The following is a 23,560-nucleotide window of genomic DNA, read 5'->3' on the forward strand; positions in this document are numbered from 1 at the left end:
CCGACACGGCGGGCCCGGCAGACATTACAGCGGCATGTAGATATCGAAACGGTGGCTTTTGGTCAGCGTGGCGGCGTGCGCCGGCACGTCGGCCAGCGGCGGCGCGTAGTCCGGGCGTTTCACCACCACACGCTTGGTCGCCAAACGGCGCGCCGGTTCCAGCAGGCCGTCGGCGTCATCGTCGCTGCCCACCAGCGATTGGAACACCCGCATCTCTTTCTTCACCAGCGCGCTTTTCTGCTTGTGCGGGAACATCGGATCGAGATACACCACCTCCGGGCGCGGGCTGAGATCCGCCAGCGCCGTCAGGCTGGAGGCGTGCAGCAGCGTCAGGCGCTCGCGCAGCCACGGGCCGATTTCCGCATCCTGATAGCCGCGCTGCAGGCCGTCGTCCAGCAATGCCGCCACCACCGGATTGCGTTCCAGCATCCGTACCCGGCAGCCCAACGCCGCCAGCACGAAGGCGTCGCGCCCCAGCCCGGCGGTGGCATCCACCACGTCCGGCAGGTAGCCGCCCTTGATGCCGACCGCCTTGGCCACCGCCTCGCCGCGGCCGCCGCCGAAGCGGCGCCGGTGCGCCATGGCGCCGGAGACGAAATCGACGTAGATCCCGCCGAGCTTCGGCTCGTCGCGCTTGCGCAGCTCCAGCCGCTGCGGGGTCAGTACCAGCGCCATCGGCGCGTCGTCGTCGGACGTCAGCCGCCAGCGCTGCGCCAAAACAGACAAGGCGCCGGGATCGGCGCCTGCTTCACACAATAAACACACGCTCACGTGTCGGGTTATCCTTTAATGCCGTAATGGCGCAGCATAGCATCCAGCTGCGGCTCGCGGCCACGGAAGCGTTTGAACAGCGCCATCGGCTCTTCCGAACCGCCGCGCGACAGGATGTTGTCGAGGAAGGATTTGCCGGTCTCGGCGTTGAAAATCCCCTCTTCTTCGAAGCGCGAGTAGGCGTCGGCCGACAGCACTTCCGCCCACAGGTAGCTGTAGTAACCCGCCGCGTAGCCGCCGGCAAAGATGTGGCTAAAGGCGTGCGGGAAGCGGCCCCAGCTCGGCGAAGGCACAACCGCCACCATTTTCTTCACTTCCGCCAGCGTCGGCAGGATCTGCGCCCCTTTTTCCGGGCTGTATTCGAAGTGCATGCGGAAATCGAACAGGCCGAACTCCAGCTGGCGCAGGATAAACAGCGCCGCCTGGTAATTCTTGGCCGCCAGCAGCTTGTCGAGCATTTCCTTCGGCAGCGGCTCGCCGCTCTGATAGTGGCCGGAGATAAACGCCAGCGCTTCCGGCTCCCAGCACCAGTTTTCCATAAACTGGCTCGGCAGCTCGACCGCATCCCACGGCACCCCGTTGATGCCGGAGACGCCGGCGGTATCGATCTGCGTCAGCATGTGATGCAGACCGTGGCCGAATTCGTGGAACAGCGTGGTCACTTCGTTATGGGTGAACAGCGCCGGCTGATCGCCCAGCGGGCGGTTGAAGTTGCAGGTCAGGTAAGCGACCGGTTTTTGCAACGTGCCGTCGACCTTGCGCAGGCTGCCGACACAGTCGTCCATCCAGGCGCCGCCGCGTTTGTTTTCGCGGGCGTACAGATCGAGGTAGAAACTGCCGCGCAGCTCGCCGTTAGCGTCGAACAGATCGAAGAAGCGCACGTCCGGATGCCAGGTTTCCACGTCTTTACGTTCTTTGGCGGTGATGCCGTAGATGCGTTTCACCACTTCGAACAGCCCTTCCACCACCCGCTGTTCCGGGAAGTACGGGCGCAGCTGCTCGTCGCTGATGGAGAACAGGTGCTGTTTCTGTTTTTCGCCGTAATAGGTGATGTCCCAGGCTTCGAGCTCGTCCACGCCATAGTGCTGTTTGGCGAAGGCGCGCAGCTGCGCCAGCTCCTGCTCGGCCTGCGGGCGGGCGCGTTTGGCCAGATCGCTCAGGAAGCCGATCACCTGCTCCGGGCTTTCCGCCATCTTGGTCGCCAGCGACTTGTCGGCGTAGGTGGCAAAGCCCAGCAGTTGAGCCAGCTCATGGCGCAGCGCCAGCGTTTCCGCCATCACTTCGCTGTTGTCCCATTTGCCGGCGTTCGGCCCCTGATCGGAGGCGCGGGTGGCGAAGGCGCGGTACATCTCTTCACGCAGCGCGCGGTTGTCGGCGTAGGTCAGCACCGGCAGGTAGCTCGGCATGTCCAGCGTCAGCAACCAGCCGTCTTGCTCTTTGGCCTGCGCCATCGCCCGCGCCTGCGCCAGGGCGCTTTCCGGCAGGCCGCTCAGCTCGGCTTCGTCGGTAATCAGTTTGCTCCAGCCCATGGTGGCGTCGAGCACGTTGTTGCTGTAGGTAGAGCCCAGCTCGGACAGGCGCGCGACGATCTCGCCGTAGCGCTGCTGTTTGTCCGCCGACAGGCCTATGCCCGACAGCTCGAAGTCGCGCAGCGCGTTGTCCACCGCCTTGCGCTGCGGCACGCTCAGCGTCTCGAACGCCGCGCCCTCTTTCAGGCTGCGGTAGGCCTGGTACAGCCCTTCGTGCTGGCCGACCCAGGTGCCGTACTCGGACAGCAGCGGCAGCGCCTGCTCATAGGCGGCGCGCAGCTCCGGGCTGTTTTTCACCGAGTTCAGGTGCCCGATCGGCGACCAGATGCGCGACAGGCGATCGTCCGACTCCGCCAACGGCTGACACAGATTGTCCCAGGTGAACGGCCCCGGCTGCGCGACCACGCGCTCTACCGCGGCGCGGCAGTCCGCCAGCGCGGATTGCACCGCAGGCACGATATCTTCAGGGCGGATCGCCGAAAACGGCGGCAGGGAAAACGGGGTCAGCAACGGATTTGTCATAGGGCAGTCCTGATTAGCGTTGGGCCCGCCGCACGGGCGAGCCTTAAAATGCGTATGAATCTCTAACATGGAGCCAGACAACAGGAAAATCAATGCCCGGCGTTGATCGTTCGTGCCTTAAACGGCGCTTTGGCGGATGCGGGCGGCCAGCGCCGCCAGCTGTTCGTCGTCGGCGCGCGCGGCGTCGTGGGAGGAGATATAGCCCTCATAACGTTCGAAAAACTTCGGTGAGGTCGATTCGATCGGCCGCCACTGTTCCAGCGATGCGGTGCCGTGCAGCGGGATCAGTTTGGCGTGCACGTGGTCGACGCCGTAGCCCTCGAACACCATGCCGCAGCGGCCGACGTCGTCGAACGCGCGATCCAGCTGCTTCGCCACCCGCTTGGTCGCCAGCATCAACGCGCTCAGCACCTCGTCCGGCAGATCAAACGCGTAGCTCGGGTGGTGCGCCTTGGGGATCACCACGCTGAAACCGTCGGTGTTGGGAAAGATGGACAGGAACGCCAGATGGTCGTCGTCTTCCCAGATTTTATGGCACGGCGCCTTGCCCGCCACGATGTCGCAAAAAATGCAGCTCATCCTTTCTCCTTGTGATTCACAGCGTTTCAACCCATTCGAACTCTTCGAACACCAGCCACATGTCCGGCGCAAAAGTGCCCTCGCGGGTAAAGAACTCTTGATGCCCCTGGCGCCAAAACGCCAGGCTTTTGTCGCCTTCGCCCTCTTTGGCCGCCATCTCGGCGGTCACCTGGTCGTAGCGCACCAGGCGCAGCGCCAGGGTTCTGATCACGCAGGCCGGTTCACCGCGGCCATCGAGAACGATGCTGTAATCGCCGATCCGCGGGGTTTGTTCCCGACGATAGCTCGCATAGGAACTGCAGGTGGCGGTTTTATCCCCGCTCAGCACCAATCCCAGCAGTTCGTCGGCTAACGCGGGGCCGTCGCCGAATGCCCAGCGCGCCGCGTCGGGGTAATTCGCCAAAATCGCCTGTTTGCTCATCGTCCTGTCCCTTTCTGTTAACGTCTGCGGCAACGGAGTCCGGTTTTTCCCGGCCAGACAGTTTATACTGTGCAGATTATAAGCCTTATTGCATTGAATGCTCCGTCTGCGGAGCACAAGGAACCGCCACCCGTCATGTTAAGTTATCGCCACAGTTTCCACGCCGGCAACCACGCCGACGTGCTCAAACACACCGTTCAGAGCCTGATCATCGAGTCGCTGAAGGAAAAAGAGAAGCCGTTCCTGTATCTGGATACCCACTCGGGCGCGGGCCGTTATCAGCTCAGCGGCGAACACGCCGAGCGCACCGGCGAATACCTGGAAGGCATCGGCTTGCTGTGGCAACGCGACGATCTGCCGGAAGAGCTGGCGGCCTATATGAGCGTGGTGCACAACTTCAACCGTTCCGGCACGCTGCGCTACTATCCCGGCTCGCCGCTGATCGCCCGCCAGCTTCTGCGCCCGCAGGATAAAATTCACCTGACCGAGCTGCACCCGAGCGATTACCCGCTGCTGCGCAGCGAATTCCAGAAAGACGAACGCGCCAAAGTGCAGCGCGCCGACGGCTATCAGCAGCTGAAATCCCAGCTGCCGCCCCTGTCGCGCCGCGGCCTGATCCTGATGGACCCGCCGTATGAAATGAAGACCGATTACCAGGACGTGGTCAAAGGCATTCAGGAAGGCTACAAGCGTTTCGCCACCGGCACTTACGCGCTGTGGTACCCGGTGGTGATGCGCCAGCAGATCAAACGCATGCTGCGCGATTTGGAAGCCACCGGCATTCGCCGCATTCTGCAGATCGAACTGGCGGTGAAACCCGACAGCGATCAGCGCGGCATGACCGCCTCCGGCATGATCGTCATCAACCCGCCGTGGAAGCTGGAACAGCAGATGAAGAACGTGCTGCCGTGGCTGCACAAGGTGCTGGTGCCGTCGGGCATCGGTCACCATCTGGTGAACTGGGTGGTACCGGAATAATCCCCATCAGGGCGCGGTTTGCCGCGCCCTGCGTCCACCTATCGCAGCCATCGACGCAATCTTTGCGACAAACCCCGGTCAGGCGTTAAACTCTTACCCTCTTCAAATTCACAACTCATGGAAATCCCAGATGACGAAACATTACGATTATCTAGCAATTGGCGGCGGCAGCGGCGGTATCGCATCGATCAACCGGGCAGCCATGTACGGCCAAAAGTGTGCGCTGATTGAAGCCAAAGAGCTGGGCGGCACCTGTGTAAACGTGGGTTGTGTACCGAAAAAAGTCATGTGGCACGCGGCGCAGATCGCCGAGGCCATCCATCAGTACGGCCCGGACTACGGCTTCGACACCACCGTCAACGCCTTCGACTGGAAAAAGCTGGTCGCCAACCGCACCGCCTATATCGACCGCATCCACAATTCCTACGATAACGTGCTGGGCAAGAACAAGGTCGACGTGATCAAAGGCTTCGCGCGCTTCGTGGATGCGCACACCGTGGAAGTGAACGGCGAGACCATCACCGCCGACCACATCCTGATCGCCACCGGTGGCCGCCCGAGCCATCCGGCTATTCCAGGTGCTGAATACGGCATCGACTCCGACGGCTTCTTTGAGCTGGACGCCATGCCGAAACGCGTCGCCGTAGTCGGCGCCGGCTATATCGCCGTGGAAATCGCCGGCGTGCTGAACGCGCTGGGCGCCGAAACGCACCTGTTCGTGCGCAAGCACGCGCCGCTGCGCACCTTCGATCCGATGATCGTCGAAACCCTGGTGGAAGTGATGAACACCGAAGGGCCGAGCCTGCACACCGAATCGGTGCCGAAAGCGATCGTCAAGAACGCCGACGGCAGCCTGACGCTGCAGCTGGAAAACGGCAAAGCATTCACCGTCGACTGCCTGATCTGGGCCATCGGCCGCGAACCGGCGACCGACAACCTGAACCTCGGCGTTACCGGGGTGAAAACCAATGAGAAAGGCTACATCGACGTCGATAAGTTCCAGAACACCAACGTCAAAGGCATCTACGCGGTGGGTGACAACACCGGCGCGGTAGAGCTGACCCCGGTCGCCGTCGCCGCCGGCCGCCGTCTGTCCGAGCGCCTGTTCAACAACAAGCCGGACGAACACCTGGACTACAGCAACATCGCCACCGTGGTGTTCAGCCACCCACCGATCGGTACCGTCGGCCTGACTGAGCCGGAAGCCATCGAGAAGTTCGGTGCAGACAACGTGAAGGTGTACAAATCCTCCTTCACCGCCATGTACAGCGCCGTGACACAGCACCGCCAGCCGTGCCGCATGAAGCTGGTGTGCGCGGGTAAAGAAGAGAAAATCGTCGGCCTGCACGGCATCGGCTTCGGCATGGATGAAATCCTGCAGGGCTTCGCGGTGGCGGTGAAGATGGGCGCCACCAAGAAGGACTTCGACAACACCGTGGCGATCCACCCGACCGCGGCGGAAGAGTTCGTCACCATGCGCTGAGGCGCAACTTCGCCGGTTCCGGCGCGTAACAGGCCAGGCGCGAAAGCGTCTGGCTTTTTTATTTATCCCGCTCGCCTCACGGCGCCCGGCGGTAATGATCGCGAAGAAACACCGGCAAATCGTTCGCCGGTGAAGCAAAGGGCACCTGATAGAGCATATCGCCGACAAAACCGCGATGATAGGTCGCGTGGTTGACGACATGCAGCACGATTTCCTGGCGCGTCATGCGACCTTCCCCCCCGCCGACGAACTCGAAATGCACCACCTGCGCCAGCGCCTCCGGCGACCAGCTGTCCACCTGTTCGATATACCAGCGGTCCATTTCCTCCACCGCGCACCGCAAGTCGTCAAGCGCAGGCGTTTGCTCGGTGTTTCGCGCGAGGTAGCCATGCTTACGGCCTTGCAGATGGTGCCTGAAGATATCGTCCACCACGTACACGTGATTCAGAGTGTGCACCATATTGCCGAAACGGGTCGGGCGCGGCCGCAGCGCTTCGCCCTCCGGCAAGGCCGCCACGCAGTCAAAGGTCAAGGCATTCGCCCAGGCTTTGTAACGCACCAGCATTTTCAAGGTATCGATGGCCGTTGCAGACATACTGTTCACTCCTTATCGGATGAAAATCGATATTCCGTTCAGCCGCACGCGGGTGCGGCGGCGCGTTCTACGCCGTGCCAATCCCATGCAGCCGACCTTCGACCTGAGTGCGCGTATTGCCCCCCACCCAAATCCGGCCGCTCTCGTCGCGGGTGACATGCACGCGCCCGTTGCGCCCACGGCAGCGGCCCTGAGCGGCGATATAGCCGCCGCTGACCACGCCGCTTGCAAACAGCCACTGAGCCAGCGAGGCATTGAGGCTGCCGGTGACCGGATCTTCGACGATAGCGCCAAGGTGATCGCTCAAAAAAGCGCGCACCTCGAAGGCTGCGTCACCATCGGCATGTGGGCCGACGACGCCAATGTCCACTCTGCGCGGCCAGCTTCTCGCCGGCGTCAGGGAAAGCACCCGCTCGGCGCTGGCCAGCCGGATCCCCAGCCACCCCGGACCGTTATCGATCCAGGCGGCATCGAGCGCCTCCTCAGGCGCGATCCCCAAAAACCGCAGCGCGTCGGCCAACGCCGCTTCTGACGGCGCCCCGGAGCGAATCAACGGCGGCGCGGCAAAACACAGCCGTCCGGCCTCGCGGCGAATGCTCACCAAGCCCGCCCCGCACTCCTGGATGATCTCCGCGTCATTACGCGGCGTACCGCCCGCAGTGAGCCAGGCATGGCAACTGCCGAGCGTCGGGTGCCCGGCAAACGGCATTTCACGATCCAGCGTGAATATTCGCACCCGGTAATCCGCCTGTGAGTGCATAGGCGGCAGTAAAAAGGCCGTTTCCGACAGGTTGAACCAACGCGTCAAGCGCTGCATGTCCTCCGTAGACAACGCTCCGGCACCCGTAATCACCGCCAACGGATTGCCGGCGAGTGGCCCGGCGCCAAAGACATCCACCACCTGCATGCCAAAAACCATCGCTTCTCTCCTCAGGTTAACGCCGGGCGTTCATTACCCCCGCGATATCAACAGCTCCAGGCCCGCCAAAGCGAACAGCAGCGCAAGCGTTCCTTCAATCCAGCGCCTCACCCGGGTGTAAAACGCGATCATCGGCGACGTTGAGAACAGCAGGGCATACCCCCCGAAAATCGTCACGCCGAGCAGCGCGCAACCGCCAATAATTGCCGGTAAAACCTGCTCAGGCGCGCCTTGCCGCAATCCCAGCGACATGATCGCCATCCAGGACATGATGGCCTTGGGATTGCCGAGATGCATCAGCACGCCCTGCCGATACAACCTCTGATAAGATCGCGCGCTATCCCCTGCCGCTATGCCTGTCGTAACGGGAGACGCCCGTAATGCGGATCGGCCGGCGCGCAGCGCCAGATACAGCATATACACGCCGCCAACGATCTTGATGGTCCACAGCGCCTGCGCATACGTGGCCAACACGGCGGAAAGGCCGGTCGCGGCCAACATCGCCCAGCACAGCGATCCGGTCACCACCCCGGCGGCCAGCACCAACGCGGGCCTGCGGCCGTCACGCATCGCCACGCCCATGATCGCCATGTTGCTGGGGCCGGGGCTGGCAGTTGCGAGGAGATAGGCGCCGTAAACCAACGCAAGCTGACTGACCATCATGGAAAAACTCCGCTGACCCGCCTTACGGCCGAGCCGTAGTTGAAAACGCCGGGACTCCTCACCAACATAGTATGTGTTACACTTTTCGCCTATTTAAATAGTGTCACGTGACACTATATTCTTTCTCCGGAGAGCGAATATGCGGCTTCAATCCCCCTGGCAGCCCCGCCTGGCCAATGTGGAAGCCACTACCGTCGAACGGCTGGTGTTGGCGTTGGCTGACGACATTATCGAGGGCAAGCTGCAAGGGGGCGATCGTTTGCCGGCCCACCGTACGCTCGCCTGGCAATTGGCGATCGGTCTGGGCACGGTGACCAAAGCCTATGCCATCCTGGAGCGGCGTGGGTTGGTGCGCAGCGTGAAAGGCCGCGGGATGTTCGTGGCGATCCGCCGCGCCCGTGAAAAACGCGAAATCGATCTTTCATCCAATGCGCCGCCGGCGATGCTTACCGATCGTTTGCTGGCGCGCACGCTGGCCGGCATTGCGCGGAAAATGGATGCGGACCATCTGAACTTCTATTCCCCTCCGACCGGGCATCTAGAGCACCGGCGTTTGTTGGCCCGCTGGCTGGAAAACGCCGGCGTCACGATCGATCCGTCGCACCTGGCACTGACCAGCAATGCCCGTCAGGCGATTTCGCTGGCGTTTGACCTGGCCTGCGGGCCACGCGGCACGATACTGACCGAGAGACTCACCTACCCCGGCGCGATCGCGCTGGCCCGACGTAAAGGCCATCGCCTGATCGGCGTGGAGATCGATGCGCAAGGCATAGTGCCGCAGGCGCTGGCGAGCGCGCTCGAGCGTGTCTCCTCCGGCCATACCGCGGTCTATCTGACGCCGACGCTGCATAATCCGACAACCGCCACCATGAGCGCCGAGCGCAGGCAGGCTATCGTCGAGATATGCCGGCGGGCGAATGTCTGGATCATCGAGGATGGCGTGTATGCGCTGGGGCATTCAGCGGCGCCTGCGCTCGCGGCTCTGGCGCCCGAGCGGGTGTTCCATGTCAATGGCCTGTCGAAAACGCTCGGCCCGGGATTGCGGATCGGCATGCTGACTCTGCCGCCCGGCATGCAAACTACGGCGGAAGAAGCCTTGCAAGATCTTCCTTTCGCGCCTTCGCCACTGTCTTGCGCTGTGGTGGAGGAGTGGCTGGCCAGCAGCGCGATCGAGACGATACCGCAAGCGTTGCGCCATGAGGCTCAGCGAAGAGTACATCTGGCCACCTCGATATTCGATGCCGACGAATGCGTATCGCATCCCGACGCTTATCATGTCTGGCTGCCGATGCCGCGCGAAACCGCCGAGTCTGTGGCCGCCGCCGCCGCATTGGCCAACGTAAAGGTGACGCCGCCGGACACCGTGATGGTAGACCGCGACGAACGTGCGACGGGCATTCGCCTGTGCCTGGGTTCCCCCTCGCCGGACGAGCTAACGGCAGGCCTGACGCAGCTGGCGCAGCTGTTGAAAGCGCATCGAAACGGCTGACAAACGGAAGAGAAAGGTTACGCGTACAGGCCGACCGGCCCAGGACTGTTCTTTTTGTGCGGTTTACTATTCCCTTCGCACCCGCCTGCTTTTTCTGCCATTATTCTGCCTGATAAATTAGCGGGACTGATACAAACCTCCCCGCGCCTCTGGAGAACGCCGATGCTGTTCAAACTATGCAAAACCCTTGCGATGGCCTGCGTGGCCCTGATTATCGCCCAGAGCAGCGCGCTCAGCTTTACTCTGGAAGTGGCGGGCAAGATCGACAACGTGACCGACCCGGTCAAAAAAAGCTATCTGTTCACCGATAAGCAGCTGTTGGCGATGCCGGTGCGCAGCATCACCACCTCCACCTCCTGGACGCCGCAGAGAAAATTTGAAGGGATTTCGGTGGCCGATATCCTGGAGCGCGTCGGCGCCAAGGGCGAGACGCTGACTTTCTACGCGCTGAACGATTATTACATCGACGTGCCGCTGTCCGACGTCAAGAAGTACAACATGATCCTGGCCTACAGGATGGACGGGGAAATGCTGAAGCTCAGAAACTTCGGCCCGCTGTTCCTGGTTTACCCGCGCGACGCCGCCGGGCCTGAACTGAACTCGCCGTTGTACAATTCACGCTTTATCTGGCAAGTCGACAGGATCGTGATCAAATGAAGCTGACGACCTTTAAGAACGGCAGCAGGCTGGCGATCCCGGCCATCTTTGCCGCGCTGTTTTTAGTGGCTTCGACCGTCACGCTCTATTACTACAGCGCCACCCTGTCGAAGAAAGGGCTGTATGCCATCGCCGGCACGCAGGAGAACTACTCCTGGTCGATCGCCAAGTTCTCCATCAAGCTGGCGGAATTCGACACGTTCGTCGAGCAGCAAAGCCATGCCGCGCAGGTGGACAGCGACAACCTGCGGCTGCGGTTCGAAATCCTCTATTCGCGCTTTTACGTGCTGGAAACCGTCTCCGAATCCACGCAACCGCTGTACGCCGAGCCGGGCTACCCGGAAGTGGTCAAGCAGATGCGCCTGCAGATGGATCGCATCGATAAACTGCTGGATAACCCGAAAATCGACTTCAGCCAGGTTTTCGCGGCCATGAAGGCCATCAAGCCTTACGCCATCGAAATGGCCAACCTGACCGACCACGCCGAGGTGAAGCAGCGCACCGCCGCCTATGAGGACTACATCGAGAAACGGCACATCATTTTCTATGGGCTGGTGATCGTCATGTTCTCGGTGATCGCGCTGATCGCCATCACCCTGATCGTGTTCCGCCAGCAGCGGCTGACCATTCGCCAGCAGGCCAAGGCCATTGAGGCGGAGAAAGCGACACGCACCAAAAACGCCTTCCTCGGCGCCATCGGCCACGAGCTGCGTACCTCATTGCAGAGCGTGATGTCGGCCATCGACGTGCTGGTGAACACCCGGGTGTCGGCGGAGCATGCGGACACTTTCCAGCGGCTGGAGACCGCCGCGCAGCAAATCGAAAGCCAGATGAAGGATCTGACCGACTACGCGCACCTCGACAGCGGCATGATGGAATTGCGCATCGTGCCGTTCGACGCGCAGAAGCTGATCGCGGAAACCGCTAATGAAATCGCCACCCTGACCCGCAAAGAGCAGGTCAAACTGAGCTGCGAAGTGGAGTGCAGCCACCTGTTGGTGCACTCCGATCCGCTGCGCATCCGGCAGATTATCGTTAACCTGCTGACCAACGCCTACAAATACACCGAAAGCGGCAGCATTACGCTGCACAGCTGCCTGCGCCGTCAACCCGGCGGCAGTTCGCTGATTATCGAAGTGACCGACACCGGCATCGGTATCGAAAAAGACCAGCTCGATCAGATCTTCAAACCCTTTACCCAGTTGGATCAGTCGCATACCAAGCAATATGCCGGCGTGGGGATGGGGTTGGCGATCGTACACGGCCTGGTGACGCTGCTCGACGGCACCATCACGGTGTACAGCGAAATCAAGAAGGGCAGCACCTTTATCGTCAGCATTCCGGTGCAGATCAGTGAAGAAGAACGCGCCGACGAGCCCGCCACCGCCAATACCTCTCTGCAGCAGAAACCGCAGCAGGTGCTGGTGGTGGATGACAACAAGTCGGTGGGTGACGCCTTTGCGGCGTTGCTGGATAAGCTGGGTTACCAGCACGAACTGTGCGACTCGCCGGAGCGCGCGTTGCAGAAGCTGCTCAGACGCCCTTACGACGCGCTGTTGCTGGATCTGCAGATGCCGGGCATCGACGGCGCCGCCCTGGCCAGGCAGCTGCGCAATCGTCGCGGCCCCAACCGCCATGTGCCAATCATCGGCATCAGCGCCTATACGCCGGAGCAGCTGACGGCGGATCAGCGCGCCCTGTTCGATAACTACCTGATGAAACCGGTTCGGCTGGATGCGCTGTCGAGCGCACTGGCCGAGGTGTTCCCCGCTAAAGATTAAAACAGCGTTGCAGTGCGGCTTCGATCACATGGAGCCGCACCGGTTTTTCATAAGGACCGAGCACATCGTACTCGCGCATCGCCTGAGCGATCTCCGACTCGCGTCGGTCGGTGCCCAGTTCGCCGGTCAGCACCAGTACCGGCGCGTCCGGGTTGTCGGAGGCGCGGATGGTGGCGATACAGCGATCCGCCGTTTCCTCACCGATCAGCCAGTCCACCACGTAACCGTCGAACAGGCTTTGCTGCAACGCCTGGCAGAAGCTGTCGACATCGTAAAACGCCACTGCGTTGAAACCGCAGCCGCCGAGGTACTTGGCCAGCTCATCGGCCGCCTGATGCGAATCGTCCAATACCGCGATGCTCAACCGCTCGTCGTCACCGTAGCCGGGCCGGATTTCTATCAGTTCGACGCCGTAACGCAGACCTGCCGGCGCCTCATCGGCGCGATAGATATGCCATTGCCCCTCCACACGCAGCGCCACAAATTCCGCCGGCCGCCCGGCAGAAAGTTCGTCGCCAATGTGCCCGACGCAAGGCATCGCCACCCCCGCCACGAAAAAGATGGCATCACGCGCCATGTTTGGCTCGGTCGTCTCGTGTTCGGCGCTCAAATCGGCGATCGCCGCCGGCGTTTCTCCCAACGCGGCCGCGACGCTGTTGATCTGTTCCAGCGTCCAGGGGCTTTGCCCTTTCAATTTGCGGTGCGCATGTGAAAAACTCAGATCCAAGATGCGGCTGAGTTCGCGGGCATGCTGACGTTTTCCAATCCCGTAATGTAAAAACAGCTCCCTGACCCGATTGGCAATCGACTGTGAATCGAATTTTTGATGATTGTTATCCATTTGTTCCTTCGAKTTTTTTTACTGATTTATCAGTCGTTTTGATTATTTCTGCTGAAAAAGCCACACCTAAAACTAGCATCCCATGCAATTATGCGTTAAAAACGTTGCTTGACATACCATGTTGTATCGTCAAACATGGTATCAAAAGAGACATACAGCAATACACTATAAAAAATAACACCAGCACGATTTTTAATAATAACCATAGTAACACCAGGGAAAATTTGTTCCGTTGCCGCTACTGAGACGATGCTCACATCGCTTGGACTGCATAAGCAAAACGGGGCTTGAGCCTTTAGCGCTAATCTGTTTTACCCACTTTTAAGCCGGGATCCGTCAGGGTCCCGGTTTTTTATTGCCCTGGCGCCGCGCCATCATACGGACTCACCCCGCAGCCGCAAATAAAAACGGAGCCGGCATGCCGGCTCCGTTGACCCTGTAATGACCGCTTGGCTTAGAAGCGCCAGGTGAAACCGGCGTTGACGCTGTTGTCCTGATGGTTCTGCGACAGCAGCCCGCCGTAGCCCAGCGACAGCGAGGCGTTCTCGTTCATCGCCACTTCCGCTCCCGCCTTCAGCACCATGCCGTCACGCGACACCGGCACGCTGTCCACCACGAACGGCGCGTTGCCGCCGTTGAACCGCAGCCCGGTGCCACGCTCCAGCCCGCCGTACTGGTGTTGCCACCCCAGCTCGCTGCGCAGCGCCACCGTCGTGCCCGGGCTCACCTGCCACTCAGTGTCCGCACGCAGCCCCAGCGTCGACACCGTCGCGTCGGTGTGCTGCTTGTCGCCGCGCAGCGCCGCTGCGCCGCCGCTTTCCGCGATGCCGTTGTTTTCAAAGTTCACGTACGCCAGGTTGACGAACGGCTCCAGGTTCAGCCACTCGCCCTTCACGCTGTAACCCGCTTCCGCGAACAGCTGCTCGGTGCGCGCGCTGTACTTCGCCGTGTCGCGGTCCGACTGCATCCCGTAGTTCACCGACCGTTTGGTGTCGATACGGTGCCAGGTGTAGCCCGCCCCGCCGCGCAGCGCCAGCGCGCCGAACTGCTTGTCGCCGTACGCCGCCAGGTGGTAGTTGTCGCTGTCCGCCTTCGACCCGTACCCGCCGTGCAGCGAGGTGCGGGTGTAGCCGGTCGCCACCCCCAGCCGCCAGTCGGCCGCCGCCGCCGAGTCCAGCCCCACCAGCACCCCGTAGGTCGAGGCCTGATAGCCCGTGGCGTTGGCGTCGCCCGACGCATGGTCCCACGCCCCCAGCAGCTGCGCCCAGGCGCCGTCCTCGTCCGCCTTGATGGCCGACGAGCTCGCCAGCCCTTCCGCCTGACGCAGGCGCCCGTTCAGCGCCTCACGCAGGTAGCGGCTGTCGTTCACCAGCGCCGACGCGATGTCCGCATGGATTTGCCCCGACAGCTGGCGGAACGCCTGCCGCGCCTCGCCCGCCGAGCCGCTGTTGAGCAGGCTCTCGTACACCGGGTTGCCCGCCGCCAGCGCATCCGCCGCCGCCGCCACCGCCCGCTCGTTCGGCGTCTGCGCCACGCTGGCGAAGCTTGTGCCGTTGCGCCCGACGCTCAGCGTCACCCCATTCGGCTGGTAGCTCAGCCCGGTGCCGAGGAACAGGTAGTTCGGCGCCACCGCGTCAAACTGCCCGCTCACCCCCTGCTGCGCACTCAGGATGGTGTACTGCTGGCCCAGCAGGCTGCGCACCTCGCTTTGCGTCAGCAGGTTGCTGCTGTTCTCCAGCGTGACCGCCACCTCGCCGCCGCCGATCGTCGCCGCTCCGCTGCTCTGGATCCGATCGCTCTGGCCGTTAGGGCCCACTTCCACCGCATAGCGCGAACCCGGCTCGAAGCTAACGTTGCCGGCCACGTTCAGGGTGCCGATCGAGTTGCCCGGTGCCACGGTGCCGCCACGGCGGGCGGTCAGCGAACCGACCGTGCCGCTGCCGCCGACGATGCCGCCGTTCTGCACGCTGACGGCCGAGGTGACCGAGCCGTTGATCGCCAGCCGCCCCTGATTGACCAGCGTCGGGCCGGCATAGGTGTTGGCGCCGGTCATGACCAGCGTGCCCATCCCTTCTTTGGTCAGGCCGCCATGGCCGGAGATGTTGTTGGAGTAGACTTCCAGCTCGCAACTGATGTCGTCACACTTTCTGGCGTGCAGCGTGCCGGCATCCACCTCGGCGCCCAGACCCGGAATATTGGCGACAAACTGGGTCGGGCCGTAGGCCACGCCCGTCGGATCCGGAATGCGGAACTCCGCAGGAATATCTTCAACGGTATAGAACATGCCCGGGCCGTTGATGGCCTTGCCCAGGTTGATCATCCCCCAGCCGTAGAGCGCGTCGATGCCCGGCGCGCCCATGTCGGTGGCGGTGGTTTTCAGCACGTCGGCAATCTGCGCCGAGCTCATGTACGGGAAGCGCTGCAGCAACACCGCCACCGCGCCGGTGACGTGCGGGGTCGCCATCGAGGTGCCGTTTTTATTGCCGTAGTCCGACACCAGGTTGGCCGGATCGGAGCCGTTGGCCACAGTGCTGTAGATTTTGCTGCCCGGCGACGAGACGCAGAAGCTGGCGGTATAGCCGCAACGGGAAGAGAAGCTGCTGATGGTGTAAGGCACGCTGTTGGTCGATGCCGCATCCTGCGCCACGCTGGCGACCGACAGCCAGTTCGGCGCGATGTCCGGCACGAAATAGGCCAGCCCGCTGATCACATCCGGCTGGTTGTAGTTGCCGTCGTTACCCGCGGCGAACAACACCAGAATATTTTTGCGCGCCGCGTCGATGGCGCCCTGATAGCCTGCGCCGGCCAGGCTGCCGAGCAGCGGCTTGACCTGATCGAACTGTTCCTGCGCATCCTTCAGCTCGAAGTGCAGCGCGTTGGGATCGCGGCCGCCGTCGGACAGGAAATCGGGAATACTGACGCCCCAGCTGTTGTTGATCACCCGCACGCCGCTCTTGATCATCGCCTGCCAGCCGGCATTGGTGACGGCGCCGTCCAGGCCGAGGAATTCGCCGTACGCCGGGCCGTCGTTGTCGTTATCGACGCTGATCACCTGCGAATCGAAGGCCACGCCGTGCATGCCGACGCCGTCGCGGTTCGCCGCGCTGATCCCCGCGACGTGCACCCCGTGATTGCTCAGCATGCCCTGCGAGCCGCTGTAGAAGTGGAAGGTGCCGTCGAAGTAAAAGCGATCGCCGGCGTTAATTCCCGGCCGGTGCGGATCGGTATAGGCGCGGTAGCCTTCGGTGACGACGTTGATCAGTTTGCCGTCGCCGGCGAATTCGGGATGGCGGTTAACCGGGGTGTCGAAAATGCCCACCTTTTGCCCTTTGCCGGTGTAGCCGGCGGCGTAGGCCTCATCGGCGTGGATCGCCCCCAGCCCCCAGTTGGCGTTGAATTCGGCGCTGCGCCAGCTGGCCGGATCGCCGGCTTGGCCGTTCACCTCGTGCGGCGCCGCCTGCGCATACCCTGCCAGCGCCATGCAGCAGACCAGCGCGTTCAGCCGCCACGACGAGCGACGAGCGTTTCCTTTGCTATCAAAACCCATTGTTGTTGTCATTTCCTTACCTTTTGCTTGTTATTGGCCGACGCCCCAGGTGCGCCGGGTTATCATTAGCAGGATGTGAAAAAGGAACCGCCCGCAGACGGTTCCCGTACAAGGATTGAGTCGATGTTGCTTAGAAGCGCCAGGTGAAACCGGCGTTGACGCTGTTGTCCTGATGGTTCTGCGACAGCAGCCCGCCGTAGCCCAGCGACAGCGAGGCGTTCTCGTTCATCGCCACTTCCGCTCCCGCCTTCAGCACCATGCCGTCACGCGACACCGGCACGCTGTCCACCACGAACGGCGCGTTGCCGCCGTTGAACCGCAGCCCGGTGCCACGCTCCAGCCCGCCGTACTGGTGTTGCCACCCCAGCTCGCTGCGCAGCGCCACCGTCGTGCCCGGGCTCACCTGCCACTCAGTGTCCGCACGCAGCCCCAGCGTCGACACCGTCGCGTCGGTGTGCTGCTTGTCGCCGCGCAGCGCCGCTGCGCCGCCGCTTTCCGCGATGCCGTTGTTTTCAAAGTTCACGTACGCCAGGTTGACGAACGGCTCCAGGTTCAGCCACTCGCCCTTCACGCTGTAACCCGCTTCCGCGAACAGCTGCTCGGTGCGCGCGCTGTACTTCGCCGTGTCGCGGTCCGACTGCATCCCGTAGTTCACCGACCGTTTGGTGTCGATACGGTGCCAGGTGTAGCCCGCCCCGCCGCGCAGCGCCAGCGCGCCGAACTGCTTGTCGCCGTACGCCGCCAGGTGGTAGTTGTCGCTGTCCGCCTTCGACCCGTACCCGCCGTGCAGCGAGGTGCGGGTGTAGCCGGTCGCCACCCCCAGCCGCCAGTCGGCCGCCGCCGCCGAGTCCAGCCCCACCAGCACCCCGTAGGTCGAGGCCTGATAGCCCGTGGCGTTGGCGTCGCCCGACGCATGGTCCCACGCCCCCAGCAGCTGCGCCCAGGCGCCGTCCTCGTCCGCCTTGATGGCCGACGAGCTCGCCAGCCCTTCCGCCTGACGCAGGCGCCCGTTCAGCGCCTCACGCAGGTAGCGGCTGTCGTTCACCAGCGCCGACGCGATGTCCGCATGGATTTGCCCCGACAGCTGGCGGAACGCCTGCCGCGCCTCGCCCGCCGAGCCGCTGTTGAGCAGGCTCTCGTACACCGGGTTGCCCGCCGCCAGCGCATCCGCCGCCGCCGCCACCGCCCGCTCGTTCGGCGTCTGCGCCACGCTGGCGAAGCTTGTGCCGTTGCGCCCGACGCTCAGCGTCACCCCATTCGGCTGGTAGCTCAGCCCGGTGCCGAGGAACAGGTAGTTCGGCACCACCGCGTCAAACTGCCCGCTCACCCCCTGCTGCGCACTCAGGATGGTGTACTGCTGGCCCAGCAGGCTGCGCACCTCGCTTTGCGTCAGCAGGTTGCTGCTGTTCTCCAGCGTGACCGCCACCTCGCCGCCGCCGATCGTCGCCGCTCCGCTGCTCTGGATCCGATCGCTCTGGCCGTTCGGGCCCACTTCCACCGCATAGCGCGAACCCGGCTCGAAGCTGACGTTGCCGGCCACGTTCAGGGTGCCGATCGAGTTGCCCGGCGCCACGGTGCCGCCACGGCGGGCGGTCAGCGAACCGACCGTGCCGCTGCCGCCGACGATGCCGCCGTTCTGCACGCTGACATCCGAGGTGACCGAGCCGTTGATCGCCAGCCGCCCCTGATTAACCAGCGTCGGGCCGGCATAGGTGTTGTTACCGGTCAGTACCAACGTGCCGATACCCTGTTTGGTCAGGCCGCCATGGCCGGAGATGTCGTTGCTCCAGAAATCCAGGCCGCACAGCACATCGCTGCAGACGCGCTCGGTCGGTTTACCCTTGTCCAGCACCGCGCCGACGCCCGGCAGATCCACCACAAACTGGGTCGGGCCGTAGGCCACGCCCGTCGGATCCGGAATACGGAACTCCGCAGGAATATCTTCGGCAGTCACCAACATGCCCGGGCCGTTGATGGCTTTGCCCAGGTTGATCATCCCCCAACCGTAGAGCGCGTCGATGCCCGGCGCGCCCATGTCGGTGGCAGTGGTTTTCAGCACTTCCGCCACCTGCGCACCACTCAGATACGGGAAACGCTCCATCAGCACCGCGACGCTGCCGGCCACGTGCGGCGCCGCCATCGAGGTGCCGCTGTATTTGGCGTAGCCGGTTGTCAGATTCTCTAGGCTGGTGCCTTCGATTACCGAGCTGTATACCCGGGTGCCCGGCGCCGAGACGCAGAAGCTGGCGGTATAACCGCAGCGAGAGGAGAAGGTGCTGATGCTGTAATCGCCGGTATTGGTCGGATCCTGCAGGCTGGCGACCGACAGCCAGTTCGGTGCAATCTCCGGCACAAAATAAGCCAGGCCGGCCATGGCGTCCGGGTTGTTGAGGTTGTAATCGTTACCGGCAGCGAAGATGGTGACCACGCCGCTGCGCGCCGCGTCGATCGCGCCCTGATAGGCGCCGCCGGGCTTGGTGCCCAGGATCTGTTTGATCTGATCGAACTGCTTTTGCGCATCGTCGACGGTGAAATGAGGGTAAGCGGGATTCTTGCCCCCCTTGGCGAATTTATCGGTAATGCCGATACCCCAGCTGTTGTTGATGATGCGCGCGCCGCTGGCCACCAGCGCATCCCAGCCGGCCTGGTACACTGCGCCGTCGTTGCCGAGGATGATGCCGTCCTCCGGGCCGGGATCGCCGTTTTCGGCGCTGATGATCTGCGCATTGAACGCCACGCCGTGCATGGCGCCGCCGTCGCGGCTGCCGGCGGCGATGCCGCCCACGTGGGTGCCGTGCGAACCGAGCGTGCCATCGGAATCCACGCTCGGCGTGCCGTCATAGCGGAAATCATCGCCTTTTTTCACCGGAATATAGGGATCGGTGTATTCACGGATGCCTTTGGTAACCAGATTGATCACCTTATTCTCACCAGCGAACTCCGGGTGCTTGGCGTAAACCGGCTGATCGAAAATGCCAAGTTTGATGCCTTTTCCGGTATAACCGGCGGCGTAGGCCTGGTCGGCGTGGATCGCCCCCAGCCCCCATTCTGCATTGAACTCACTGCTGCGCCAGCTGGCTGGATCGCCCGCCTGGCCGTTCTCTATATAGCTGGAGGCCTGCGCCCCGCCAATCGCCGTCAGGCAGATCAGCATCGCGCTCCATTGTGCGCGATGAACTCCGATTTCAGGCCAGCCGAAGGCCGCCCGAGCGGATTTGACTCCTCTACGTTTCTTCTCCATCCCAGATACCGTCCGTTGTTGTTTGCAAATGTTTTATAAGATTTTTTGTGTAACAGTTTGGTAACACCAAATAAATAAAGCACAACAATCTCAAGTGCGCTTAATGTGTCATCCGGCAGTTCGACGGGAGGAGAGAATGTTTCAGGGATGAATCAGGCCAGTGCCGATAAGAAATGACAATGACGTTTACCGGTATCAAAACGGCGATAACAAGTGAAGGGATAAATTATAATTTACTGATAAATAAAAATATAACCCAGGGATACATGAAGAGTGCGGCCGCCTGAAAAGTGCTTAACAGGCGTCTTTTATCACTTTTAATTATAAATTTTGCCAATATTCACTCAGTGAATTATGCTGGTTTTTCACTCGACCATCGGCAAAAATTGGATTATCCTGCTGATGTTTTTTTGCAGTTCGTCGCGTCCTCTTCCGCCTGACGCAGAATGGCTTTGGCCATCCATTGCGTGACGTCCTGAATGCTCTCAAGCTCCAGCCCCCAGATATCTTTCAGCACCAGAAACACCTCCGAGCCGTAAATCAGCGAGAAAGCATGAATCACTCTCTGCAGAGAGTCCGGCGGCAGTTTGCCCTGTAGCGGTTCCACCGCCAGCGCCAACAGACGCTTGCGGTTGCCGCGCACGAATTTCTCGCCCGGCGTCGCGTGCGCCCACTGTTGCAAAGAGAGCTGCAGCGCCGCGCGCAATGCTCCCTCGTGCCGCTCCATCTGAGGATAGGCGAAAGTCAGCAACTGCTGGATGCGTTTCAGGGCGTCATCGTCTTGCGGGCGCCATTCCAGAATAGGCCCCAGGCTTTCCGCCACCACGGCGCTAATCAGCGCACTCTGGGTCGGAAAATAGCGGTAGGCCGTCGCACGCGATACCTGCGCATGCGCCGCCAGTTCAGTGATCGAAGGAAACGCCCCTTCGTCATACAGCGTCATCGCGCTGGCCAGCAACAAACGGTAGGTTTTTGCCCGGGTGGAAGTCAGTGAAGGATCAAACGGGGTGGGAAAAGCATCTATCTGCACATAAACCTCATGCATCTGCACACGCTTGCGCAACAGAGGATGCGCCTCTGTCGACTGGCTGCCGGCAAAGCGCCGGCCACGTTGAAAAGCTCAAAAATGAGACAGGAGTCCCATTTTGCACTGAGCTGCCCTTGCAAAAATGATACTGCCGTCTCATTATATAAATACATTAATCAATTTAATTTAAACGCCAACACCAGGGCACCCTAAAAAATATAACAAAATGATTTTTAAATAAAAATTAGAAACACCCCAGGAAGATACATGAAAGACACTTCAAATTTTGTCTATATTGCTACCACAGCAGATACGAAAGGACAAGAGCTGGAGTATGTACGCCGGCTGATCGCTGCCCTGAATTTACCCACGCGAACCGTCGATCTTTCCACTCGTCGCTTGCCGTTTGACTCCCCGGCCGATATCGGTCCAGAGGACGTCGCACGCCACCATCCGGCGGGCGCCGACGCGGTCTTCTGCGCCAGTCGCGGCCAGGCGATCGCCGCCATGGCGACCGCTTTCGAACGTTTTATCCTGACGCGCCGCGATATCGCCGCCTTGCTTGGCCTGGGCGGCTCCGGCGGCACCGCCATCATCACGCCGGCCATGCAGCAGCTGCCGATCGGCCTGCCGAAAGTGATGGTCTCGAGCATGGCGGCGGGAGACGTTTCCGCCTATGTCGGCGCCAGCGATATCAACATGCTGTATTCGGTCACCGATCTCGCCGGCCTGAACCGCATCTCGCGACGGGTGCTGAGCAACGCAGCGCGCCAGATAGCCGGCGCAGTGCACTTCGCCGCCGTCGACTATCACGATAACAAACCCGCGATCGGCCTGACGACGTTTGGCGTCACCACGCCCTGCGTTCAGGCGTTGGTTGCCGAACTGGGAACACAATGGGATTGTCTGACGTTTCATGCGACCGGCAGCGGCGGCAGATCGTTGGAAAAACTGATCGATAACCGCCAACTGCACGGCGCCATCGATTTAACCACTACCGAAGTGGCCGATTACCTGTTTGGCGGTGTGCTGCCCTGCAATACGGATCGTTTTGGTGCCATTGCGCGTACCGGCATCCCGTGCGTGCTCTCCTGCGGCGCGATAGACATGATCAACTTCGGCGCGCCGAATACGGTGCCGGCTCGCTATGCCAACCGTCTGCGTCACCATCACAACCCGCAAGTGACGCTGGTGCGCACCAGCGCGCGGGAGAATGCGTTAATGGGGCGTTGGATGGGCGAAAAGATCAACGCCTGCGCGGGCGAAGTGCGTTTCGTTATCCCGGCGGGCGGCGTATCGGCTTTGGATGCGCCCGGCCAACCGTTCTGGGATCCGGCGGCGCTGGCCGCCTTTACGCAAGCGCTGGAGGAGACGGTATACGCCACCGACAAACGCCGGCTGATAAAAACGCCTTATCATATTAACGACCCGCGCTTTGCACAGGCCGTTGCCGAACAGTTCCGGCGCATTGTCGGCGGGGAATGATTATCACTCACTGCAGAACCTGCCGGTGATAACGCCAAATAAAAAGGGCCAGACAAATAGTCTGGCCCTTTTTTATTCACCGCGAGCGGATATTACTGACCGGAGGGCATCTGCTCCTTCATTTTATTCATGTGGTCCATCATCTTTTGCTCGCGTTTCTGATAATTCTCATTGTATTGTTTTTTCTGCTCAGGCGTCAGCAGGTTATACATTTTATTTTCCGCTTTGGCGCGTGCCAGCATGCGTTCGGATTGCGCTTTGCCGATCGCGTCAATTTGCGCCTTCGCCTTCGCTTCGTCAAAGCTGTCGGAAGCGACCAGATTGTGCAACGCCTGGCGCTCCTCTTTCATGCCCGGCCCGCGCTTCTGGTGCGACTCTTTCATGATATCGCGCATCTGCTGGCGCTGCTGCTCGGTCAGGTTCAGCCCGGCGAACGGGCCGCCTTTGCCTTCACCCTTGTGATGCATCATTTTCATCGGCGCCGCATCCGCCGCCGGGGCCGTCGCCGTATCGGCGGCGAACGCCGCGGAAGCAGAACCCAGAGCCAGCGTGGAAGCAATAAATAAAGCCGTCAATTTACGCATAATCATTTCCTTAAAAATTTTCTTCATCAGGAGCGCTGTACGTTAACAGGCTCATTCGTTGTCGGAGATAATAATAGGCTGATAAATTTCAAGTAATGCGAGGGTGTGTAAACTTTTTAAAACCCGTCTCGGATTTATTCACCAATTATGAGAAAACTATGAAGATGGCGTTTATTTGATGGAAATTTTAATTTCTCGGCAAAAATCCCCCCGGTGGAGTTATTTTTCCGCTTTCCCCTCACCGCTATAATTTACTCACCTGCACGGCAACCTTGTATCAACCGTTTTCCGATAGCAGGGAAAATCACTAAGCATCACACGATCCGATGTTCTCCTACACTTTAAGGCAAGCGGCCGCCGGGCGACGTTTACACCGCAAAACTAATCATTGCTTATATAATAGTTTCCATCACCCGCCCCGCCTGTGAAAACCTGTTATATGATGCAC

General features: G+C 61.3%; 18 protein-coding genes. 6 read left to right on the forward strand and 12 right to left on the reverse strand.

Annotation, left to right across the window (positions count from 1 at the left end; translation table 11 throughout):
* Positions 1–24 precede the first annotated feature (24 nt).
* From rsmJ to L085_RS03585, 4 genes are all read right to left on the reverse strand, one after another.
* Positions 25–771: a 16S rRNA (guanine(1516)-N(2))-methyltransferase RsmJ gene (rsmJ, locus tag L085_RS03570; RefSeq protein WP_044030064.1), complete on the reverse strand. Its 747-nt coding sequence runs from the start codon at positions 769–771 to the stop codon at positions 25–27.
* 8 nt (positions 772–779) lie between these two features.
* Positions 780–2,822, reverse strand: a complete 2,043-nt coding sequence (gene prlC, locus L085_RS03575; RefSeq protein WP_044030065.1) for an oligopeptidase A — start codon at positions 2,820–2,822, stop codon at positions 780–782.
* Positions 2,823–2,939: 117 nt separating this feature from the next.
* Positions 2,940–3,401 carry an HIT family protein gene (locus L085_RS03580; RefSeq protein WP_015379372.1) on the reverse strand — a complete coding sequence of 154 codons (462 nt, stop codon included), beginning with the start codon at positions 3,399–3,401 and terminating at the stop codon, positions 2,940–2,942.
* A 16-nt stretch (positions 3,402–3,417) separates the two neighbouring features.
* Positions 3,418–3,822, reverse strand: coding sequence for an ASCH domain-containing protein (locus L085_RS03585; protein ID WP_004931010.1), 405 nt, complete (start codon positions 3,820–3,822; stop codon positions 3,418–3,420).
* A 135-nt stretch (positions 3,823–3,957) separates the two neighbouring features.
* On the opposite strand from L085_RS03585, the gene L085_RS03590 reads away from it, so the two are divergent.
* Both L085_RS03590 and gorA read left to right on the forward strand, forming a co-directional pair.
* Positions 3,958–4,800 (forward strand): 23S rRNA (adenine(2030)-N(6))-methyltransferase RlmJ, encoded by an 843-nt coding sequence (locus L085_RS03590; protein WP_004931012.1) that lies wholly within the window; start codon positions 3,958–3,960, stop codon positions 4,798–4,800.
* Positions 4,801–4,930: 130 nt separating this feature from the next.
* Positions 4,931–6,283 carry a glutathione-disulfide reductase gene (gorA, locus tag L085_RS03595; protein ID WP_004931014.1) on the forward strand — a complete coding sequence of 451 codons (1,353 nt, stop codon included), beginning with the start codon at positions 4,931–4,933 and terminating at the stop codon, positions 6,281–6,283.
* A 76-nt stretch (positions 6,284–6,359) separates the two neighbouring features.
* Here the strand turns inward: gorA and L085_RS03600 are convergent, their stop codons facing one another.
* The 3 genes from L085_RS03600 to L085_RS03610 all read right to left on the reverse strand — a co-directional run bounded on the left by L085_RS03600 (position 6,360) and on the right by L085_RS03610 (position 8,460).
* Entirely contained in the window at positions 6,360–6,878 is a 519-nt protein-coding gene (locus L085_RS03600; protein ID WP_044030067.1) for a DinB family protein, read from the reverse strand.
* Between the two features lie 67 nt (positions 6,879–6,945).
* On the reverse strand, positions 6,946–7,797 hold the full coding sequence (locus L085_RS03605; RefSeq protein WP_044030068.1) for a PhzF family phenazine biosynthesis protein: 852 nt from the start codon (positions 7,795–7,797) through the stop codon (positions 6,946–6,948).
* Between the two features lie 33 nt (positions 7,798–7,830).
* Positions 7,831–8,460: a LysE family translocator gene (locus tag L085_RS03610; protein WP_044030069.1), complete on the reverse strand. Its 630-nt coding sequence runs from the start codon at positions 8,458–8,460 to the stop codon at positions 7,831–7,833.
* A 139-nt stretch (positions 8,461–8,599) separates the two neighbouring features.
* Here L085_RS03610 and L085_RS03615 point away from each other — a divergent pair, with 139 nt between their 5' ends.
* The 3 genes from L085_RS03615 (at position 8,600) to L085_RS03625 (ending at position 12,387) form a co-directional block, all read left to right on the forward strand.
* Positions 8,600–9,949: a PLP-dependent aminotransferase family protein gene (locus tag L085_RS03615; protein ID WP_044030071.1), complete on the forward strand. Its 1,350-nt coding sequence runs from the start codon at positions 8,600–8,602 to the stop codon at positions 9,947–9,949.
* A gap of 162 nt (positions 9,950–10,111) precedes the next feature.
* Positions 10,112–10,606 carry a molybdopterin-dependent oxidoreductase gene (locus tag L085_RS03620; RefSeq protein WP_004931017.1) on the forward strand — a complete coding sequence of 165 codons (495 nt, stop codon included), beginning with the start codon at positions 10,112–10,114 and terminating at the stop codon, positions 10,604–10,606.
* A complete protein-coding gene (locus tag L085_RS03625) occupies positions 10,603–12,387 on the forward strand; it encodes an ATP-binding protein (RefSeq protein ID WP_044030072.1) in 1,785 nt (594 codons plus the stop codon). Before L085_RS03620 ends, L085_RS03625 begins: the two co-directional genes overlap by 4 nt.
* Here L085_RS03625 and L085_RS03630 read toward each other — a convergent pair.
* From L085_RS03630 to L085_RS03645, 4 genes are all read right to left on the reverse strand, one after another.
* On the reverse strand, positions 12,377–13,228 hold the full coding sequence (locus L085_RS03630) for a helix-turn-helix domain-containing protein (protein WP_044030074.1): 852 nt from the start codon (positions 13,226–13,228) through the stop codon (positions 12,377–12,379). The genes L085_RS03625 and L085_RS03630 overlap by 11 nt on opposite strands.
* A 454-nt stretch (positions 13,229–13,682) precedes the next feature.
* A complete protein-coding gene (locus L085_RS03635) occupies positions 13,683–16,775 on the reverse strand; it encodes an autotransporter serine protease (RefSeq protein WP_049870633.1) in 3,093 nt (1,030 codons plus the stop codon).
* Between the two features lie 130 nt (positions 16,776–16,905).
* The gene (locus tag L085_RS03640) at positions 16,906–19,929 is read right to left on the reverse strand and encodes an autotransporter serine protease (RefSeq protein ID WP_044030075.1); all 3,024 of its coding nucleotides are present in this window, start codon (positions 19,927–19,929) and stop codon (positions 16,906–16,908) included.
* Between the two features lie 478 nt (positions 19,930–20,407).
* Positions 20,408–21,061: a TetR/AcrR family transcriptional regulator gene (locus L085_RS03645; protein ID WP_049870704.1), complete on the reverse strand. Its 654-nt coding sequence runs from the start codon at positions 21,059–21,061 to the stop codon at positions 20,408–20,410.
* A gap of 249 nt (positions 21,062–21,310) precedes the next feature.
* Here L085_RS03645 and L085_RS03650 point away from each other — a divergent pair, with 249 nt between their 5' ends.
* Positions 21,311–22,528, forward strand: a complete 1,218-nt coding sequence (locus tag L085_RS03650) for a Tm-1-like ATP-binding domain-containing protein (protein ID WP_044030077.1) — start codon at positions 21,311–21,313, stop codon at positions 22,526–22,528.
* 92 nt (positions 22,529–22,620) lie between these two features.
* Here L085_RS03650 and spy read toward each other — a convergent pair whose 3' ends face one another.
* Positions 22,621–23,112: an ATP-independent periplasmic protein-refolding chaperone Spy gene (gene spy / locus L085_RS03655; protein ID WP_044031925.1), complete on the reverse strand. Its 492-nt coding sequence runs from the start codon at positions 23,110–23,112 to the stop codon at positions 22,621–22,623.
* Between the last annotated feature and the right edge of the window lie 448 nt (positions 23,113–23,560).

Origin of the sequence: Serratia sp. FS14 (assembly GCF_000695995.1) — a bacterium.
In the GTDB taxonomy this organism is placed as follows: domain Bacteria; phylum Pseudomonadota; class Gammaproteobacteria; order Enterobacterales; family Enterobacteriaceae; genus Serratia; species Serratia nematodiphila.

Bases quoted from the DNA above. Each gene is read 5' to 3' on its own strand.
- prlC (WP_044030065.1), bottom strand. From the start codon at position 2,822: ATGACAAATCCGTTGCTGACCCCGTTTTCCCTGCCGCCGTTTTCGGCG.
- L085_RS03580 (WP_015379372.1), bottom strand. From the start codon at position 3,401: ATGAGCTGCATTTTTTGCGACATCGTGGCGGGCAAGGCGCCGTGCCAT.
- L085_RS03585 (WP_004931010.1), bottom strand. From the start codon at position 3,822: ATGAGCAAACAGGCGATTTTGGCGAATTACCCCGACGCGGCGCGCTGG.
- L085_RS03590 (WP_004931012.1), top strand. From the start codon at position 3,958: ATGTTAAGTTATCGCCACAGTTTCCACGCCGGCAACCACGCCGACGTG.
- gorA (WP_004931014.1), top strand. From the start codon at position 4,931: ATGACGAAACATTACGATTATCTAGCAATTGGCGGCGGCAGCGGCGGT.
- L085_RS03600 (WP_044030067.1), bottom strand. From the start codon at position 6,878: ATGTCTGCAACGGCCATCGATACCTTGAAAATGCTGGTGCGTTACAAA.
- L085_RS03605 (WP_044030068.1), bottom strand. From the start codon at position 7,797: ATGGTTTTTGGCATGCAGGTGGTGGATGTCTTTGGCGCCGGGCCACTC.
- L085_RS03610 (WP_044030069.1), bottom strand. From the start codon at position 8,460: ATGATGGTCAGTCAGCTTGCGTTGGTTTACGGCGCCTATCTCCTCGCA.
- L085_RS03615 (WP_044030071.1), top strand. From the start codon at position 8,600: ATGCGGCTTCAATCCCCCTGGCAGCCCCGCCTGGCCAATGTGGAAGCC.
- L085_RS03620 (WP_004931017.1), top strand. From the start codon at position 10,112: ATGCTGTTCAAACTATGCAAAACCCTTGCGATGGCCTGCGTGGCCCTG.
- L085_RS03625 (WP_044030072.1), top strand. From the start codon at position 10,603: ATGAAGCTGACGACCTTTAAGAACGGCAGCAGGCTGGCGATCCCGGCC.
- L085_RS03630 (WP_044030074.1), bottom strand. From the start codon at position 13,228: ATGGATAACAATCATCAAAAATTCGATTCACAGTCGATTGCCAATCGG.
- L085_RS03635 (WP_049870633.1), bottom strand. From the start codon at position 16,775: ATGGGTTTTGATAGCAAAGGAAACGCTCGTCGCTCGTCGTGGCGGCTG.
- L085_RS03640 (WP_044030075.1), bottom strand. From the start codon at position 19,929: ATGCTGATCTGCCTGACGGCGATTGGCGGGGCGCAGGCCTCCAGCTAT.
- L085_RS03645 (WP_049870704.1), bottom strand. From the start codon at position 21,061: ATGCATGAGGTTTATGTGCAGATAGATGCTTTTCCCACCCCGTTTGAT.
- L085_RS03650 (WP_044030077.1), top strand. From the start codon at position 21,311: ATGAAAGACACTTCAAATTTTGTCTATATTGCTACCACAGCAGATACG.
- spy (WP_044031925.1), bottom strand. From the start codon at position 23,112: ATGCGTAAATTGACGGCTTTATTTATTGCTTCCACGCTGGCTCTGGGT.